Here is a 16820-nt window from a genome sequence, read left to right on the forward strand (position 1 = left end):
GGGGCGGCAAACTCGACCGAGACGGCGATGGAAACCTTGCGAGGGCCTCCGCTAGTTCGCTGCAGTGGACCTTCCTACGTGCGCAGGTTCACGATCTGGACGTTAGGCTGCGCTGCACATGCGGTGTCGATCGGTGCGAGCCGTGCACTTGGGCCAGCGCTGAGATTGCCTGACAGAACGGCTGACTGATATTCGTTTTCGAGAACTCGAGGAGTTCATTCAGTCCGCTACCGCTCGACAGTCGCAACGCCTCATATCGACAGATGGGAATCTGCCGATTGTTTTTGAACCGCCGGTCGGGTCCGCCGCTCTTGTTGGGGTGTGTCCAGGTGTAACCAATGACTTGGGCGTCGGATGGAACTCGGCCAGTCTCAATGAAATTGCTGGGAGCAAATTGGGTCCGAAGATCAGCATAGCCGACGGCACCGTACCGATTGYCATCTTTCACCAGGACAAGGTCCGGCATGAAATAGAGAACCTGCCGGCCGACGTGGATCGACGGCGGAGTAACGTTGCTGCGAACAACCTGGGGTAACGTGCTTGCTAGTGTCGTCGGCTTCTTGTCGACCAGCATGCTGGCGCCAGCGTTCCGCTTCCAAGTCGTCAGATCCTCAATCTTGCCCCCTGCCGCAACATGCCACCTTCCCGCGCAACCAGTGAGCGTCTCGAATGCAGCCACCAGCCTGCCGTAGGCAGCCTCGGCGTCCTGTTCCAGATCATAGTAAAGCACGCCACCCGGCGATAGCCGTCGAACCAACCCCCAATCAACATGCCAGATAAGAAGGCGGCTACCCCAACCACCGGCCCTACCCCGCCGATTGCTTTTCCGACAAAGAAACCCACGATGCCGAACAGAACAGCCAGGATCACCGAGAGCCGCGKTTGCGACTGTTTGGCGTTGATTTCGTCCAGCACCTCAGCCGAGGTTTCATCGCGCATATCAATCACGTCGCCGGACTCGATCTCCCTCATCACGACCCCATCGGCGATATATTCTGGGGCTGATGGTTGCGGCGTCATTTGCAGCCCTTGAGGTGCTGGCTGCCGGGCGGTGTTTTTCGCACCAGCCTTCCCGAGCGTCCCTCGGTAGTAGAGACCGCCAAAGCCTGCATGGATGTAATGGCCCCGTGGACCCGTTCCGATCCGAAGCCCCTTCACGCCCACAGAGACACCGACGCCGCCCGATGAAAAATTGAACCGGAACGGTCCCGCGCTGATCGATTTGCGAACGTAAAACCCCATCCCTTCCCCCCGACACAATGCAGTGAACGCTAAGTCACGGCATTGTCCCTCAGTCATGACTTCGATCCCTGTGAAGGCGCGAGGTCCTTTTCACGGGAGCGCTGCCTTACCCTGATTTCAATTCGCCTTCTGGCCTTCACGTCGCCAGCCTGTGCTCCATCGGTCAGACGATCGCCAGGAAGGATCAGCTGCCCGCCGGACATCGGCAAGATGGTGAACCCTCCCAGGTCAGGCATCTCTCGGAGGATGCTCGTGACGGAGATCGCTCGAGCCAAACCGAGGCCAGCGTTGTCGGCAGGATGAAGCGCACCTACCTCAACCTTGCCTGCTAGGACCGGTTGGAGGCCCTTGTCCATGTTCGACGACACGCCCGACATCGCCTGCTCGTCCGTGTGGCCAATCACTTCGATGACGTCGACGCCGTATGAGGTTGCAATACCCGCAATCGTCTTCGACAGGTCGCGTAGCTTGGTCTTGAAGCCATCGGAAAGCTCGGCGCTACCAGATTCGAAATTGTAGCCGTCAAGTTCGCTGAGACTAATGATCGGTGGCCAATCGTGAGGTTTGGCTGCGACTGTGAATTCGTTGGCCTTCTTCAGGACATCGGAGAGGTCCTTCGGAGTCTTGCCTCCGCCGACATAGCCATTCTGCTTCAGAACTTTCATATGCTCGATCATGACCTTGCCTTGGTCGACGTCGACGTCGTTCTCAGCAAGCACTTTGGTGACCGGCGCCCTTTTCACCACCTCTTCGACCGTCAGCCCCGCCTTCTTAAGTGTTTCGACGGCCTCTTTCGCCAGGACGAGTTCGCGCCATTCTTGATCGGAGACATTGCGTCCCGTCGCGGGCTTAAACGCATTTAGTTGAGCAAGCAGGCGCTTGTTTTCTTCGCCGAGTTTGCGAGCGGTCTCCTCGGCAGATTGCGCAATCCTCTGCGCCTCCGCCGCCTCCTTTTCCTTCTTGGCGATGATGGCACCTGCTGCCAAGAGGAGGCAGAAAACGAGAAGTAGCATTGTCTCAGCCATCGTTAGGCCAAGGATCAGGCCGCGGCCATAGCCTTTGCGCTCGAAAGCGACCGACGTTCCGCTGACGTCGCTCACCTGCCCCACCAACTAGATCTTCTCGGCGCTTCAACCTTCTCTGCCTGCGGTGTTCCACTCAAAGTTTGGAAGGAATCGCCTTGCGAGCTCTCGGATATCTTTATTGCTGCGCCCTCGCCGACACCCGGAGTTCCAAAAGGTGCCGGATCGATTGCGATGGGGCCGTTGGCGGAGGGTGTCGGGCGCGAGACCTGAAGGCTCTTTTCAGCAAGAGTCGCGATGAGTTCGCTCGTGTCCTTGCTTTGCTTTTGCACCACGGCTGCGAGCGCCTCGGTCAATCGCTGCTGAGCTTGCACGCTCTCAGCGGTCTTCTCTGCAGCCGCGGCYGCTCGCTCCACACCACTAGCGACCTTTGATACCACCTCTGAAATGCCGGTCATCCGAGCTTGCTGCTCCTGCGAGGCGGTTTCGGTCTTAACGGCATACTGGGCGACAGCGCTGCCAAGCAGCTTCACCATCGGCGCCAAATCGTTCTTCAGCACCTCGTCAGGAACAACAACCTTCTCCAGCTTCGTGGCGACGGTGTCAGCTTGCGTACCGAGCTTGCTTACCGACGAGGACATCGAACCATTAGCTTTATCGAGCAAATCGGCAGCRGCCTCGACTCGCTGCGCAATCGAAGAGAACTGACTTTCGACCTGACCGAAATTATCTTTCAATGCGTCGCTTAGTTTGCCCGACGCCTCCTGGACCGGCTTGATCGCTTCCATAGCGATCTTGTCCAGAGCGGATCTAATATGCTCACCGTTCCGTTCTGCCTGGGCTGCAATCTCGCCAAAGCCCTCCTCAAGCATTTGATGGCTGACGCGACGGAAATCGGCGAACTCTCTGGTCACGCTCTCCATCTCTGCTCTCACTCGCCGAGTCATGTCTGCGAGCTCGTGTCTCGCTGTCCGCTCGATGTCGGCAGGGTCGCGGCGCATCTGATTGTAGAAAATCCTGAGCGCGATACCGGTGATCGWGGAGRTAACGGCGATACCGAAAYTCCTCACGATCGTCTCAGTMGAACCCTCCGATCCGAACTGAAATAGCGAGACGCCGAGGCTCGTTAGGGTGAAAAGGAAGCCCATGTAGTAGAGGTTGTCACCAGTTTGCTCGTCGTGCAGCCGAAGCTTCCCCGTGAAGATCGATACACCCAGATAKAAAAACATCAGGCAAACCGGTATGYCCGCCGCTACAATGGGATTCACACCGGACAACTTGRCGACAGCGATAAAGGCGCAGCCGCCTAGRGTTAGGACCGCAAAGACAACCAGCGGAAAACCTGGGTGACCCAACAKGGCCCGGTCGTCTTTCCTAGCCATCAGTTTAACCCTTCCAAGCCAACAAGCTTGTCGAACTCGCCATGATGGCTCTGAACCCACTCCGCCCAGAACTCTGCGTGGTCGAGCGACTGAAAGGGCTTCTTTGCCCTATCGATGTAGAGAATTGTGACGTTCACCCCATCGAGCGAGGTGCCATAGGTTCGGTCGGCAGCACTGGTTAGGTACTTCTGGTAATCGAGTCCCGATCTGTACTGCGAATACAGAGCAGTGTGCTCAATCATATCCGATGCGACAACCAACCGCTTTGCGCTACCTTGTTTCGCCAAGCTGCTATCGAACAGCGACAGTTTGATTTTCTGGATACCAGCCATGATCGGGGACTGGCTTACCGAGTCACCATTTGGAATTTCATCCGGAAGCTTGCTCAGAGGATCGCCAAAAGCGTCTTCCCATTTCTTTTGACGGCGTGCTGGGTTGTTCGTCCAACTATCCACCGTCGACCCATCGCCCGGATTACAGGCATCGAACATCACGGTTAGGTCGCCAGGATCGGAATTCAGCATATAGATTCTCACATAACCGCCTGGCTCGACTCGCGCGATCGCTTTACGGAACTCGTTCTTCAGGTCGGACATCGTCGCCCCCGAAATAGGATCCGTAGCGTCGATCAGCACGGCCGTCAGACTTGTCGGGCCGTCCAAGGGGCAATTCGTGTTCGCGTCGATCTGTCCCTTCCCAGATCGCGACCACATCCAGGCAAAGCCGGTCAACATCGCGACCGACAGGACCCCGAGAGCGGCGGCCGCTACGATCGTGCCCGCCTGACGCTTCTTGCGCCTACGAGTCCGCTTAGACATTCACGCCGTCCGGATGGAGCTTGTCGAGATCCCGGTACTGCTCAATTCCCCGCTCGCATTCTTGGCCAATCAAGCGAACCTGACCATTGAGCTCGTCCTGCGCTTCGCGGATCGACGCACCGATATCGCTCTCGCTCCATTCCCCGTCGCCCGAAACATAAGGCTTTATTCGATCGAGCTTGTAAGGCGCGCCGAAATGTTTGGGCGCTGGTTCCGTTCTGGCCTGGATGTTGGCTTCCCTGTACTTCGAAAGCAGTTGGTTGCAGGCTCGCTCTAATTGATCCTGGTGCTGTGCAAAAAGCGCCAGGAGCCGCGAGCGGTGATCGATGATAGCGCGATGCTCCCTGCGGCGGCTTCCCAGCTCCTTGACGATTTCCTCGACCTTCTCGCTGTGGTCGTCACGAACGTCTCGCAGTTCTTCAATCAGTTCCTTCTTGCGATCGATGTAGTCCTCACGCTTAGCGACCAGGCGATTTTCCACGCCGGCGTAACCTGGATAAGGGTCGAACACGAACCAGCCGTCAATAAACGCAAATATCGAGAACATGAGTCCGATTGCGAACAGCAGCCACGACTTCACGTCCATGGGGCCCGCCGGATTTGCTAGCATGTTGTGGATGACTTCCGTGCCGGCGCCGTCGGCGAGTGATCCACTCACCTCGCGATAATGCGCCAGTGCCAGATTTATGGTTACGGCTAGGGCCACGTAGAAAAGGATCGATATGGCCCCAACTAGCTTCACGAAAAGCGACCGGTGGGTGACCAGCCGAGCGCAAAAGACGGCGAGAAGCAGCGCTGCGCCAATGTTGATGAACGAGAACGCCGCTGCCTCGAGGATGCCGCCAAAAAAGCCCTGCTCGTTTCCCTTGGCGAGGAAATTACCGTTCATCGCGGTCTCGATGAGAAACAGGAACAGGAGAAGCGACAGCCGAAAAATGTGTGCCGCGCCATGCTGAACGCGTGCAGCCCGGATCAAGCCGTGYTTTTCCTTGAACCAGACGTGCTCTTTCTCCGCATCATTAAGAGCCCTTCTCAAGCCGTGGAGTTCGTCTAAACCGACGGCAACCGAAGCCTTGAAATCCGATACGCTCGCTGCGTTCGCCTGGCGGATTAGGMCGAATTGTTCTTCGAAATCCAGACCAGCGAGACGCCCTCCGAGAAGCTGCAAGCTGTCCTCAAGCGTGTGATACGAGGCCTTCTTCTCGTCCTCGACGCGTTCGATGATGGCGTGTTCGACATCGTCGAGGTTCTTGGCGCTTTTGGGGGGCTGGTTCGCCTCCCCACGTTCCCTCCCGCGGCCAGCGAGATCCATATCGCGATCAATCTTAGCGACGTCMAAGCTGCTAAACAGCTGAGTGCTGGCGCGGAAATCATGATTAGTCTCGCGCAGAGACTCGCGCAGCTTAGTTAGCTTTTCGAATTTGGAACCCACGCCCTGCTACCCAACCCTATAGACCCAGCATAGTGCTTCTATGCACAGTAGAGCCAAAGGGCAACTGAACATTCACAACTGTCCACTTGGAAGTGTCCTGAAGCCTAACTCGGATCAGGATTTGGCAATGTCCGATCAGTCACGCCGGCTCCCGTCGGCCATTTAATTGTTACGATCGAGGCTCAGGCGCGAAAGCGGACGCAGATTGGCTCCGGAATCGACGCCAAATCYTCTGGCGTGGCGCCCAAACAGGACARGGTGCGCTGACATGACGACAAGAGTGAAGAAGCATATTCCGATTGTTTCGCTGGGGTGGTGGTCTGAAACCGAYAGTCCGAGATGGGTCTCGGCCGGCAGTGCGGTGCTGACGATTTTGGGGAGCGGGTGGATCAGCTACCAGGCTGGTGAGCATTCAGGTCACAACGCTGAGCGTAGTGCGCAGATTCAGGCACTRTTGGATTCGACCCGCGAATTTCAAGTTTATGCGGCTGCGTTTTCCACGGAGATGTTTGCCGACAGAACAGTGAGCACGCCCACCCGTAGCAAGCTGATCAAGAATCTCAACGACCAGTTCTCCAGCATTCGTGCGACCGAACCACTTATCCCCGCCGATGCAAAGAAGGACGTGGAAGCCTTCAGAAAATTTTGACTATGACCGATGCTGTAAACAATGCGGTTGATCTCATGTCGATGAAGAATTTTTGGACGGCAGCGGGTGACCTGACGGACGCCCGGAAAAGCTGAACACCAAGCTAAACTCTGCCATCTAACGAAAGACGTGGACCTAGCACAGCGTCTCGCATGCCACGCCGTCGCTGTCCCGGTCCAGCTTGCCGCCCCATGAGCAGTTCTGCAGATACCATTGGGCCTCGTCGCAGGAACTGATCTGTTTGCATGTCCGTCTCGGTTCGCAGGAAAGGCCGCCGCWCTGYGCGACAAGCTTGCGGYTGACGATGCCGAGCGGCTGGCTCGCCGGCGCCGCGCTGTCGGCATGCGATGCGCGCCAGTCCCAAGGCGCGTCGAATTTGCCGACCCATAGGCCTAGCTTCGCCGCTTTTGCTTTCGCCTGCTCCGCCGCATAGGCGCCGTTGCTGTAGCGCGGCGAATCGAGCGCCTGGCCGTGCTCGACCATCCATGCCGCCGCGCTGGCGCCGTCGGCGCGGCGGCAATCGCCAACGAAGCGGTGATAGCGATCCCAGGTCACGAACGTGCATTGCACCGGCCTCGAGGCGGCCAGGAAGCTATCCAGCGCTTCGGCCGATCGCCGGCCGCAGGGATATTCGAAGCCCTCGGCGTCTTCGCAGTATTGCTTGCTCTCCGGCGCATCAATGCCGTTGAAGCGGATCCGCTGCCCGTGAACTTCGATCGTGTCGCCGTCGATGACAAAGGCGACGCCGGTTATCTGGTCCGGCTTGGCGCCGGCGAAGTTTTGCAAATTGATCTCGTGCAGGAGGTCCGCGTGCTGCATGGTAGTCAGCGCGGCAAGAACGCCGGCCGCGACGACGGTAGCGAAGATCAGCCGTCGCGGCACGCTCGCCCATCGCAACGCGCGTGAGCGCTTGGCGCCGGTACGCTTGCGCCTTTGATTAGATCGATTGTCGTGCCGTAATTTGTCCATCGCCTAAGCCGACCAACCCGGCCACGTGGTGTCGATCATGGGCATGCCAGCGCAATAGTAGTCGTAGACAAACCGGCCGGTCGCCATATCTCGGCACCGCCAAATCACGCTGTAGTTGGGGCCGTAGAACTGGTCCCAGGCGACGCCGTAAGCCTGCGGTCGCGGAACATAGTAGCCGCCACCGCCATTATTGGCAGCCGCCGCGGCCGCTGCGCCACCTACTGCCRCCAGAGCGATTCCAGTCGCGACAGCATTGTCCGTCTGTATCAGCCTCGTGCACTTCTCGGCCGTTGCACCGCGCCGAACTAGAAGCGTTGCCACTCGATTTCRATATTGCTCATCGGTGCTGGTGGCGAGCGAGCGGCAAAGCGTTATGGTGTTTTGAGCCGTAAGCTGGCTGTCGGAAACATTTGTGTTTGTTGAGCACCCGCCGATGAACACGGCCGTGCCCGCAAGAAATGCCTTCGCCTTCATTGATTGATCCCCCACCCCGGCCAATATTGCGGGCAATTCAGGGGGCGTGTCTACAACTTTGTTTTGAGATGACCCGCGTTCCACCGCTTCCGGTGGGGCTGGGCGCAGTGCTGGTGTGGTGCATTTCACATGCGTATCCCAGTTCTGGGCTATGCTCTGGCGGTCGGAATTGCCCGACGCTCAGCTTTGGAGACGACGACATGTCTGGTGGTACGCCCGAAAATGAAGAGATGAAGGACGCCTATGGGAAGGACTCGGAGCCCTTCAGCCAACACAGCATGGCGCATGCTTGGAAGGGCGGCGGACCTGTTTTAGATAGCACTGACGCTGCAGCAGGAGCTATCTACGTTGCGTGGTGCCAAGATTGCCCGTTTGAGGGAGGCTGGAAGGGAACACCCCGACCAACGCGAGAACAGGCTCAGACTGACGCGGATGCTCACGTTGCGAGTTATCCCGATCATAGGGTGACAGTGATCTGACGTCATGTCGCCTTGTCGACGAGCGGCGTCTTTCTCGTCGGCGGCTTATAAGCTGTCACCAGCTTGAGCGTGTCCACGTTCACTGTCACCTGCACGCCAAGATTCACCGTCACCCACTCGCCATCGATATGGGCGACGTCGCCTACCAGTTCTATCGGCCGGCCCTTCTTCACCTTCGACGTTCGGTCGACGATCGAATGCGGAAACCCGTAGGCGGGGATCGAGACGCTGATCCTGTCGTCTGTCACTCGCCGGCGCACGGTCGCGGTGATCGCGACCTCGTCGCCAATGTTGATGCCCCTGGCCATGCCATGACTCTGGCGCGGCCACCGGCCTCGTCAAGGGGTTGCTAATATGCCTTGCCAGCGCGAAGCATCGCCCTCGCTATCGCCAGTTGAGCTTCGACCCTGGCGTTTTCCTTCTGGGTCATGTTGTCGGCGGCGATCAGGCGCCGCACTGCGCGCATCACCTCGCCGCGCTGCCAGCCGGCCTCGATCATGCAATCCACGATCGCCTGAAAGCCTGGCTCCATAGCTTCCTGACAGTCGATCTCCCGATCGGCGTTATCGCCTTCGCGCCTTGATCTGCTGATCATCCGTTGCCGTCCACCGTGCTCTCTTCGTCAACCGCATGAGGCACCGGCAGATACGAGTTGGCGACGAGCCATTCGCCGACGATCGTTTCCACCAGATCTGGCCTAGCCGTGCCAATCTCAGYCGCCAAGCTGGTCAGCGCGTCGTCGGTGCGCGGATCGAGGCTGATCCCGCCGACATTTCGAAGCAGCAAAGCGGCCCGCCGCAACAGCACCTGCAAATCCGCCCGTGAAGCGTCAGCGATGTGGTCGGCCGTGCTTTCCAGTTCATGCACGAATTGATGACGACATCCGGTCATGCTCCTACAGGAATTGCTCGCGTTCGGCCCTGTGCTCGTAGCAGAAACAGTGCGGCGGCTCCATTGGGCGCCAGACTCTCGACCGTCACCTTCTGGTTGGGCAGCGCGCCATCGGCGCGACGTATGTCGGCGAGCGCGTCGATCGTGTCGCCAATGCTGTCAGCGATGTTTGCCAGGTCATTGTCCAGAGCGGCGCCGCTCTCGGCCCAATCCTGACGAGCCTTGTAGCTGTATTGGATGACGGGCCTCTCGGGATTCGGCAGCTTGCATCACTTGCAACTGCACTTTCCCAATCGCGCCGCCGTGGCGCCTGCTCTTAAGATGAGATCGACAGAGGCAAAGTGGTTGACCTTTGCCCCGGAGGCCGGGGCGGTGATGCAGCTGCCCGAGACTGCGGCTGTTCCGGCGCAAAAAATATAGCGCGTTTGACCGGTCAACTCCATAGCAGTATTCGTTAATAATCCTCGTCGATACTCCGCCTATGGCGGACGGGGCTACATCGATGAACAAGCTTTTCTATGGCGACAATCTCGACATATTGCGTAACAAGATTCGGGACGAGAGTGCCGACCTGATCTATCTGGATCCTCCCTTCAAATCAGACGCAAACTACAACGTTTTCTTCCAATCGAATTCGACAAACAGCGAAGCCGACGCGCAGGTTGAAGCATTCAAGGACACCTGGAAATGGGGCGATGCTGCTGAGACCGCATACGACGACGTTCGCAACCACGGCAAACTGGGGCTGGYGCTCTCCGGCATCCGTCGGTGGCTGGGAGATCAAAACGCAATGATGGCGTATCTCGCCATGATGGCTGTGCGCTTCGTTGAACTCCAACGCGTCTTGAAGCCCACCGGCTCGATCTACCTCCACTGCGACCCCACCGCTTCGCACTATCTCAAGATCCTGCTGGACGCGACGTTCGGCCACGACTGGTTCCGCAACGAGATTATCTGGAAGCGAACAAACTCGCGCAGCACGGTTGGCCAGTGGCCTCGCCTGCACGACACGCTGTTGATGTATTCCAGCCCGGAGTCGGCGACTTTTAGCGCGCAGCGGATTCTTGGTGAGGCCGCCAAACTTCCTCATACCCTGATAACCGGTTCGGATGGCATGAAATATCAGACCTATGAGTTGACCGGCGCCGGGATCACCAAGCAGGGCGAGAGCGGGCAACCCTGGCGCGGGTTCAACCCGACGAAGATGGGGCGTCATTGGGGATACAGTTCCATCCAAATGGAGGCGTGGGACTTAGCGGGCTTGATACACTGGCCGAAGAATGGCGGCTGGCCGCGACGTCGCGCCGAAAAGCCGTTCGATGCCTCGCAACGACAAGTCGTCGTCGGCGATGTTTGGACCGATATCGATCGGTTGAACCAAACGGCAAAGGAACGGCTAGGCTATCCTACGCAAAAGCCCTTAGCGCTGCTCGAGCGAGTGCTCGTTGCGTCATCGCGCGAAGGAGATGTCGTGTTGGATCCGTTCTGYGGCTGCGGAACCGCGGTTGATGCAGCCGAAARGMTTCATCGGCAATGGATTGGAATCGACGTCGCGCACTATGCCGTCACGCTGATCGAGGAGCGCTTAGCGCGTTGGCGAGCGGGCGCCGTGTACGAGGTTTATGGRAGGCCAACCACTCTGGATGGCGCCAGGGAATTGGCGCATCGCGACAAGCATCAATTCCAATGGTGGGCTGCTTGGCTTCTTGGAGCACAGAGCTATCAACGCGACGAGAAGAAGGGGGCAGACCAGGGCATCGACGGTCGAGTAGCCTACAAAAACGGGCCATACGGCGATGGCCAAATCATCATTTCGGTGAAAGGTGGCGAACATATCGGCGTGCAGATGGTTMGGGATCTTCGGGGCGTTGTTGAGYGCGAAGAAGCCGAAATGGGTATCCTGGTTTGCTTAGCGACTCCAACAGGGCCGATGTTGACGGAGGCCGCCCGAGCGGGTTTCGTACCGAGGTCAGCTCACGGACGACTGCCCCGCCTCCAAGTCATCACGATCGAAGACATCCTGGATGGAYGACCYCCCAGGATGCCMCCTATTCCCCAACCGGAGCGACATACCCCAGTTCGCCGAAAAACCTCGCGCGATCAACTCGAATTGCTTCTGCCGCACACGGGTGACGCCCAAGTTCAAATACGGGGAGAATTTATCGATCCTCGCTTCATGAAGTTCGGACGCGACAAAAAGCAGAGTTTAGTATCCTCCGATCGCTAGGTTGTTTAGCATCGCATCTACACGCTCATGTTCTGGACGATCGTCGCCACGCTAATTGTCGTGTCCATCGTAGGCCACATTTTACAAGCTAGGGCCGACATGCGGAGCGAAATGCGTTTCGGCCCACGTAGCGAGAATCGATGGATCATCGAGAACGAGCGCATTAACGTTGCCCGGCACGCTCGTAAAGAGTCCCGCCGCTCTCCAACGCCGTGCGAGCCGTCGCGTCCGAAGTGATCGCGCCGCCGGCGCGCATGGCCCCTGCGCCGCAGTATGCGCCGTGGACTTCCTGGCGGGTTCCATCTTATCGGCAATAGAGCGTACTGCCTGCTTCGGCCGCCGAGCGTCCCAATGCATCAGCGATGCCGATCCTGGCGCCGCGGTTGTTCGCGTTGCGAATGAGCTCGACCGACTGCGGATGGATGAACATGTCGGCCAGCGCGCGGAGGTTGCTGCGCAGGRYAGCGCGCTTGACCRCATCGCCCGCCCCGTTGACCGACGTGCTCAAAGACCGCACGAGGTATCACCAAGCCGGTGGGCGAGGCAGCGCCGCCCAGGTCGGCGTTCAGCGACCGGTTGAACTCCGTCGCACTGCCGATCTCGACGCGGTACACGTAATGTTATGACCGAGCCAATTTGAACCTATAGTGAGACCAATACAAGAATCCGCGCTTGACGGTGTCAGGGGCAGGGTATGTGATGYGCAGTTTCCACCTATATGATGTTCACTGCTTGAAACTGTTCAAAATCGCCTACTGGCGTGCCGTTGCCGCCAGTCAGCTCACGCATCAAATGAGTCTTCTCATTCGCGAGTGGGGATATGTCATCGCAATTGAAGGCGGTAGAATACTTCCAAAAGTTGCGCGACGGYTTGAGCGAGAAGGCAACCTGTCGGGTACGAAATGGCCAAACAGCAGCAGTGTTCAGGGCTGGAACGATTCGTGAGTGCTGAAATTGGGCGGTCGGCCCCACTTCCGCTTCCCCATATTGGGTCACGTCGAGTGCTGCGAACTATTCGCCGTTCGCAGCTGCGAGCAATCGTCCCGCTGTCGGACACTACGATCTATGAGATGGAGCAGCGTGGCGAATTCCCAAGACGCTTCAATCTCACACCCCGCTGTGTTGTCTGGGACTTGGYAGAGGTCGAAGCTTGGATCGAGGAGCGGCGGACTGCATCATCTGCTGGAAGAATCGAGCGCGGGCCAGCTCCCAACGTGAGGCTACGAAAGACTCGACCCGTCAAATCGGATCGAGAGTAATCACTCCTCCTGTAGGCGGCTGAAGTGCAGGCGTATGCTTCTTGCCTGCTGTCCAGGAGTCGACCATGWCAGCCCACTCCTGCAGCATATGACGACGCTGCAACTCATATTCAGCCCTGTTGTAGACACCGCGCGATGAGCGGCCGTCTTCGTGGGCAAGACATTTTTCAATCCAGTCGCGATTGAACCCGATTTCGTTCAAAAGTGTAGACCCGGTGCGCCGGAGATCGTGCACCGTGAAAGGCGCAAGTGGAAGATCTTGCTTCCTTGCGCGCTCGACAATCGCTGCAGTTACGCGATTGAAGGTCGCGCGTGATATGGTTTCATCGGCATCGTAGCGAGACGGCAGCACATACCGCGAATTAGCCGCGCAAGTCTTAAGCGCTATCATGATRTCGAGCGATTGCCGTGAAAGGTACACATTATGCGGCTTCTTCCGCTTCATGCGTTCCTTTGGGATATTCCAGACGGCGTTCTCGAAATCGACCTCAGCCCACGTTGCGTCGAGCAGTTCACCCTTGCGGACCATCGTGAGCAAGATAAGCTTTAGGCCAAGCCGAATGGTCGGCAACGTCGGCACATTCTCCAACTCTTTCAGCATGATCCGGATCTCTGCGGGCGACAGTGCTCGATCTTTCGCCTCGAAAGTGGCTATCGACGCCGGCCCCACTTCGTCCGCAGGATTGCTAATCTTTTTGCCATGMAGAATGGCGTGAGCATAGATCTGCTTAACAATATCCCTGATATGAATGGCTGTTGCAGGCGCGCCGCGGTCCTTCACTCTCACGCAAAGTGCCCGCAAGTCGTCAGGTGAGATCTCGGTTAGGAGCCTTTTCTGCCAAATCGGCGAAATGTCTCGATCGAAAATCGCCTTCCGCATCGAACGGGTGCTCTCCGCCATCTTTGCGTCCTTGAACCAGCGTCTACTTGCATCGCCGAAGGTCGCCGCGGCTGACAGCCGATGCTTTTCGCGCTGCTTTTCCTGCGCGGGAGACTTTCCGGCTGCCRCCATCTTCCGCGCTGCGATGCAGCGGTCGCGCGCCTCCGCCAGCGTGATACCTCCCTCACCGTAGCGGCCCAGCGTCAGAGTCTCCCGCCGGCCGTTCATCCGGTAGTCATACCGAAATGCAATCTGCCCCGTTGGAGAAACCGTCGCGTACATACCGTCACGATCGGAAACCTTGTACATTTTCTCCTTTGGTTTCAACTTCTTAAGCGCAATGTCGGTTAACATGGCTCCATAACCATCGGGAAAAAAAGGACGAGTCAGAAATCGATTTTACCGTCAATGATTTTACCGTCAACCTTTAAGGATAACGATTGCATTTCAAATGGTTAATGGGAAAAGCAGGGTGATCTATAGACCGGCGTCATGTCGGTATTGGGCGGCAAGACAGGGGGCGGGGAAACCTTTACCGTCAGATTTACCGTCAAATGCCATCGCTTAGGGGCGATAGTTAGCGATAGCCTGAGAAAGGAAAAACATTTTTCTTCAGACATTTACGGATTCAGTTTTGACAATTACCAAAAGTCAGCGAGCGAAGCTGCCTCATTCCCACTCGATCGTGCCGGGCGGCTTCGAGGTCACGTCGTAGACGACGCGGTTGATGCCTTTCACCTCGTTGATGATGCGGGTGGCGGCCGCACCTAGGAAGGCCATGTCGTAGTGGTAGAAATCGGCCGTCATGCCGTCGACGGAGGTCACGGCGCGCAGTGCGCAGACGAATTCATAGGTACGGCCGTCGCCCATCACGCCGACKGTCTGCACCGGCAAGAGGACGGCGAAAGCCTGCCAGATGGCGTCGTAGAGGCCGGCCTTGCGGATCTCGTCGAGATAGATGGCATCGGCCTCGCGCAGGATCTCCAGCTTCTCGCGGGTGATGCCGCCCGGGCAGCGTATGGCAAGGCCGGGGCCGGGGAACGGATGCCGGCCAATGAAGCTTTCAGGCAGGCCGAGTTCCTTGCCCAGCACCCTCACCTCGTCCTTGAACAATTCGCGCAGCGGCTCGACGAGCTTCATGTTCATGCGCTCGGGCAGGYCGCCGACATTATGGTGCGACTTGATCGTCACCGACGGACCGCCGGAGAAGGAGACGCTTTCGATGACGTCGGGATAGAGCGTGCCCTGCGCCAGGAAATCGGCGCCGCCGAGTTTCTTCGCCTCTTCCTCGAAGACCTCGATGAACAGGCGTCCGATGGTCTTGCGCTTCCTTTCCGGATCGGTCTCGCCCTCCAGCGCCGAGATGAAGCGGTCGGAGGCATCGACCAGGATCAGCGGCAGATTGTAGTGCTGGCGGAACATCTCCACCACGTTCTGCGCCTCGTCCTTGCGCATCAGGCCATGGTCGACCAGGATGCAGGTGAGCTGGTCGCCGACCGCTTCGTGGATGAGCAGCGCCGCGACCGAGGAGTCGACGCCGCCAGACAGCGCGCAGATTACCTTACCCTTGCCCACCTGCTTGCGGATCGCCTCGACCGCCTGTTCGCGATAGGCGGCCATGGTCCAGCCCCCGCTCAGCCCGGCGATCCGGTGGACGAAGTTGCTGAGCAGCTTCGCGCCATCCGGGGTGTGGACGACCTCAGGATGGAACTGCACCGCGTAGAATTTGCGCGCCTCGTCGGCAATCGCGGCAAAGGGCGCGCCGGTGGAGGTGCCGACTATCTTGAATCCTGCCGGAATGGCGGTGACGCGGTCGCCGTGGCTCATCCAGACCTGATGGCGCGTGCCCTTGGCCCAGATGCCGTCGAACAGCTCGCAGTCGTCCTCGATCTCCAGGAAGGCCCGGCCGAACTCACGGTGGTGGCCGGCCTCGACCTTGCCGCCGAGCTGGGCGCACATGGTCTGCTCGCCATAGCAGATGCCGAGCACCGGGATGCCGGATGAAAAGACTTCGTCGGGGGCCCGTGGCGAACCGATGTCGACGGTCGAGTGCGGGCTGYCTGACAGGATGACCGCCTTCGGCCGGATGCGGCGAAAACCTTCGGCGGCGGACTGGAACGGAACGATTTCGCAATAGACCCCGGCCTCGCGCACGCGCCGCGCAATCAGCTGCGTGACCTGGCTGCCGAAGTCGATGATGAGARCGGTGTCGGGATGTGTCGTCATGGAGGGCCTTTAAAGAAAGAACCGATTCGGCGCAATGGTTGCGCGCTGCGGCTTTCGGTCCTTGCCAAAGCGCTTAAAGCGCGTCGCGTCGAAACGGATTCAGGCGACGGGCTCTGAGTTTTCATCTTGATGCATGTCGTTCTCCCAAAACCGCTCCGCACTTTCGGGCGACATGCATTAAGTAAGGCGGATCGCGCCGGACACAATCGCCTGCTCGAGCAGACCTATCGCCTCTGCCAGCTTCTCGTCGATGACGTGGAGGTACTCGGTCCAGTCGTCGACATGCCTGAGATCGGCCGCCCCGTCGGAAATGCCGCGCAAGCCGATCAGCGGCACCCCGAACAGCTGGCAGGCGCGCAGGCAGGCGAAGGTCTCCATGTCGACCATGTCGGCGGCGATCGCACTATAGGCGGCGCCGGTGACGATCGCGCCGCCGGTCGACAGCGTCGCGCTCCTGATGCCGGGGATCACGAACGGCAGTGGCACCGTCACCGGCAGGTCGAGAAACGGCGTGGCGCCTTTCTCGAAGCCGAGGGGAGAGGCATCCATGTCACGGTAGCTGACCGACACAGCCTGGTAGATTTCGGCCTGCTCGAGCGTGCGGCTGCCGGCGGACCCAAGCGAGACGACGAGATCCGGCAGCGCATCGTGGGCCTTCAGCGTCGCAAGCTCGGCACTCAGCCGCACGCCGGCCTCGACCGGACCGACGCCGGTCATCAGCGGCGTGAACAGCGCTTTGAGATGCGGGCCGTATTCGGCCTCGGCCGCCATGACGAAGAGAACGGACTTTTCCCCGATCCGCGCAGCGGTAGCCATGGAWCACCCCTCGATGYCGTCRCGGCCGACCACCGTCATCATCGTGCCGGTCAT

At 58.8% G+C, this 16820-nt stretch carries 17 protein-coding genes; 3 read left to right on the plus strand and 14 right to left on the minus strand.

Features of this window, described 5'->3' with window-relative positions:
* Positions 1 to 88: 88 nt before the first annotated feature.
* The 6 genes from ORS3428_RS33010 to ORS3428_RS11910 all read right to left on the minus strand — a co-directional run bounded on the left by ORS3428_RS33010 (position 89) and on the right by ORS3428_RS11910 (position 5896).
* Positions 89 to 574 (minus strand): hypothetical protein, encoded by a 486-nt coding sequence (locus ORS3428_RS33010; RefSeq protein WP_131802886.1) that lies wholly within the window; start codon positions 572 to 574, stop codon positions 89 to 91.
* A 29-nt stretch (positions 575 to 603) separates the two neighbouring features.
* Positions 604 to 1242 carry a DUF4236 domain-containing protein gene (locus ORS3428_RS11890; RefSeq protein WP_071097792.1) on the minus strand — a complete coding sequence of 213 codons (639 nt, stop codon included), beginning with the start codon at positions 1240 to 1242 and terminating at the stop codon, positions 604 to 606.
* Between the two features lie 53 nt (positions 1243 to 1295).
* A complete protein-coding gene (locus ORS3428_RS11895; RefSeq protein WP_157895957.1) occupies positions 1296 to 2342 on the minus strand; it encodes a hypothetical protein in 1047 nt (348 codons plus the stop codon).
* A complete protein-coding gene (locus tag ORS3428_RS33015; RefSeq protein ID WP_131802887.1) occupies positions 2339 to 3187 on the minus strand; it encodes a hypothetical protein in 849 nt (282 codons plus the stop codon). The genes ORS3428_RS11895 and ORS3428_RS33015 overlap by 4 nt, the downstream gene beginning before the upstream one ends.
* A 458-nt stretch (positions 3188 to 3645) precedes the next feature.
* Positions 3646 to 4464 carry a hypothetical protein gene (locus ORS3428_RS11905; RefSeq protein ID WP_040990732.1) on the minus strand — a complete coding sequence of 273 codons (819 nt, stop codon included), beginning with the start codon at positions 4462 to 4464 and terminating at the stop codon, positions 3646 to 3648.
* Positions 4457 to 5896, minus strand: coding sequence for a hypothetical protein (locus tag ORS3428_RS11910; RefSeq protein WP_071097796.1), 1440 nt, complete (start codon positions 5894 to 5896; stop codon positions 4457 to 4459). The genes ORS3428_RS11905 and ORS3428_RS11910 overlap by 8 nt, the downstream gene beginning before the upstream one ends.
* A 268-nt stretch (positions 5897 to 6164) precedes the next feature.
* Between ORS3428_RS11910 and ORS3428_RS11915 the strand changes: the two genes are divergently transcribed.
* Complete coding sequence (locus ORS3428_RS11915) at positions 6165 to 6545, plus strand: hypothetical protein (protein ID WP_071097798.1); 381 nt, start codon at positions 6165 to 6167, stop codon at positions 6543 to 6545.
* A 135-nt stretch (positions 6546 to 6680) separates the two neighbouring features.
* Here ORS3428_RS11915 and ORS3428_RS11920 read toward each other — a convergent pair whose 3' ends face one another.
* The 5 genes from ORS3428_RS11920 to ORS3428_RS11940 all read right to left on the minus strand — a co-directional run bounded on the left by ORS3428_RS11920 (position 6681) and on the right by ORS3428_RS11940 (position 9334).
* Positions 6681 to 7514 carry a thermonuclease family protein gene (locus ORS3428_RS11920; protein ID WP_083355112.1) on the minus strand — a complete coding sequence of 278 codons (834 nt, stop codon included), beginning with the start codon at positions 7512 to 7514 and terminating at the stop codon, positions 6681 to 6683.
* A gap of 3 nt (positions 7515 to 7517) precedes the next feature.
* Positions 7518 to 7988, minus strand: coding sequence for a hypothetical protein (locus ORS3428_RS11925; protein WP_071097800.1), 471 nt, complete (start codon positions 7986 to 7988; stop codon positions 7518 to 7520).
* A 481-nt stretch (positions 7989 to 8469) separates the two neighbouring features.
* On the minus strand, positions 8470 to 8775 hold the full coding sequence (locus tag ORS3428_RS11930; RefSeq protein WP_040990724.1) for a hypothetical protein: 306 nt from the start codon (positions 8773 to 8775) through the stop codon (positions 8470 to 8472).
* Between the two features lie 41 nt (positions 8776 to 8816).
* A complete protein-coding gene (locus tag ORS3428_RS11935) occupies positions 8817 to 9062 on the minus strand; it encodes a hypothetical protein (protein ID WP_040990722.1) in 246 nt (81 codons plus the stop codon).
* The gene (locus ORS3428_RS11940; protein ID WP_338011930.1) at positions 9059 to 9334 is read right to left on the minus strand and encodes a hypothetical protein; all 276 of its coding nucleotides are present in this window, start codon (positions 9332 to 9334) and stop codon (positions 9059 to 9061) included. The genes ORS3428_RS11935 and ORS3428_RS11940 overlap by 4 nt, the downstream gene beginning before the upstream one ends.
* A gap of 526 nt (positions 9335 to 9860) precedes the next feature.
* Between ORS3428_RS11940 and ORS3428_RS11950 the strand changes: the two genes are divergently transcribed.
* Complete coding sequence (locus tag ORS3428_RS11950; RefSeq protein WP_071097984.1) at positions 9861 to 11585, plus strand: DNA methyltransferase; 1725 nt, start codon at positions 9861 to 9863, stop codon at positions 11583 to 11585.
* A 902-nt stretch (positions 11586 to 12487) separates the two neighbouring features.
* Complete coding sequence (locus tag ORS3428_RS31470) at positions 12488 to 12844, plus strand: AlpA family phage regulatory protein (RefSeq protein WP_083355113.1); 357 nt, start codon at positions 12488 to 12490, stop codon at positions 12842 to 12844.
* Here the strand turns inward: ORS3428_RS31470 and ORS3428_RS11960 are convergent.
* From ORS3428_RS11960 to ORS3428_RS11970, 3 genes are all read right to left on the minus strand, one after another.
* Entirely contained in the window at positions 12825 to 14078 is a 1254-nt protein-coding gene (locus tag ORS3428_RS11960) for a tyrosine-type recombinase/integrase (RefSeq protein WP_071097806.1), read from the minus strand. The two genes, ORS3428_RS31470 and ORS3428_RS11960, sit on opposite strands and share 20 nt — an antisense overlap.
* Positions 14079 to 14393: 315 nt before the next feature.
* Positions 14394 to 15950 (minus strand): glutamine-hydrolyzing GMP synthase, encoded by a 1557-nt coding sequence (gene guaA, locus ORS3428_RS11965; protein ID WP_071097808.1) that lies wholly within the window; start codon positions 15948 to 15950, stop codon positions 14394 to 14396.
* Positions 15951 to 16127: 177 nt separating this feature from the next.
* Positions 16128 to 16766: a 5'-methylthioadenosine/S-adenosylhomocysteine nucleosidase gene (locus tag ORS3428_RS11970; RefSeq protein WP_071097987.1), complete on the minus strand. Its 639-nt coding sequence runs from the start codon at positions 16764 to 16766 to the stop codon at positions 16128 to 16130.
* Positions 16767 to 16820: the final 54 nt, after the last annotated feature.

This window comes from Mesorhizobium sp. ORS 3428 (assembly GCF_001854785.1).
In the GTDB taxonomy this organism is placed as follows: domain Bacteria; phylum Pseudomonadota; class Alphaproteobacteria; order Rhizobiales; family Rhizobiaceae; genus Mesorhizobium.

What these genes read in the sequence shown, in the direction of transcription:
- ORS3428_RS11905 (WP_040990732.1), bottom strand. Translation starts at nt 4,464, where the DNA reads ATGTCTAAGCGGACTCGTAGGCGCAAGAAGCGTCAGGCGGGCACGATC.
- ORS3428_RS11970 (WP_071097987.1), bottom strand. Translation starts at nt 16,766, where the DNA reads ATGGCTACCGCTGCGCGGATCGGGGAAAAGTCCGTTCTCTTCGTCATG.
- ORS3428_RS11935 (WP_040990722.1), bottom strand. Translation starts at nt 9,062, where the DNA reads ATGATCAGCAGATCAAGGCGCGAAGGCGATAACGCCGATCGGGAGATC.
- ORS3428_RS11930 (WP_040990724.1), bottom strand. Translation starts at nt 8,775, where the DNA reads ATGGCCAGGGGCATCAACATTGGCGACGAGGTCGCGATCACCGCGACC.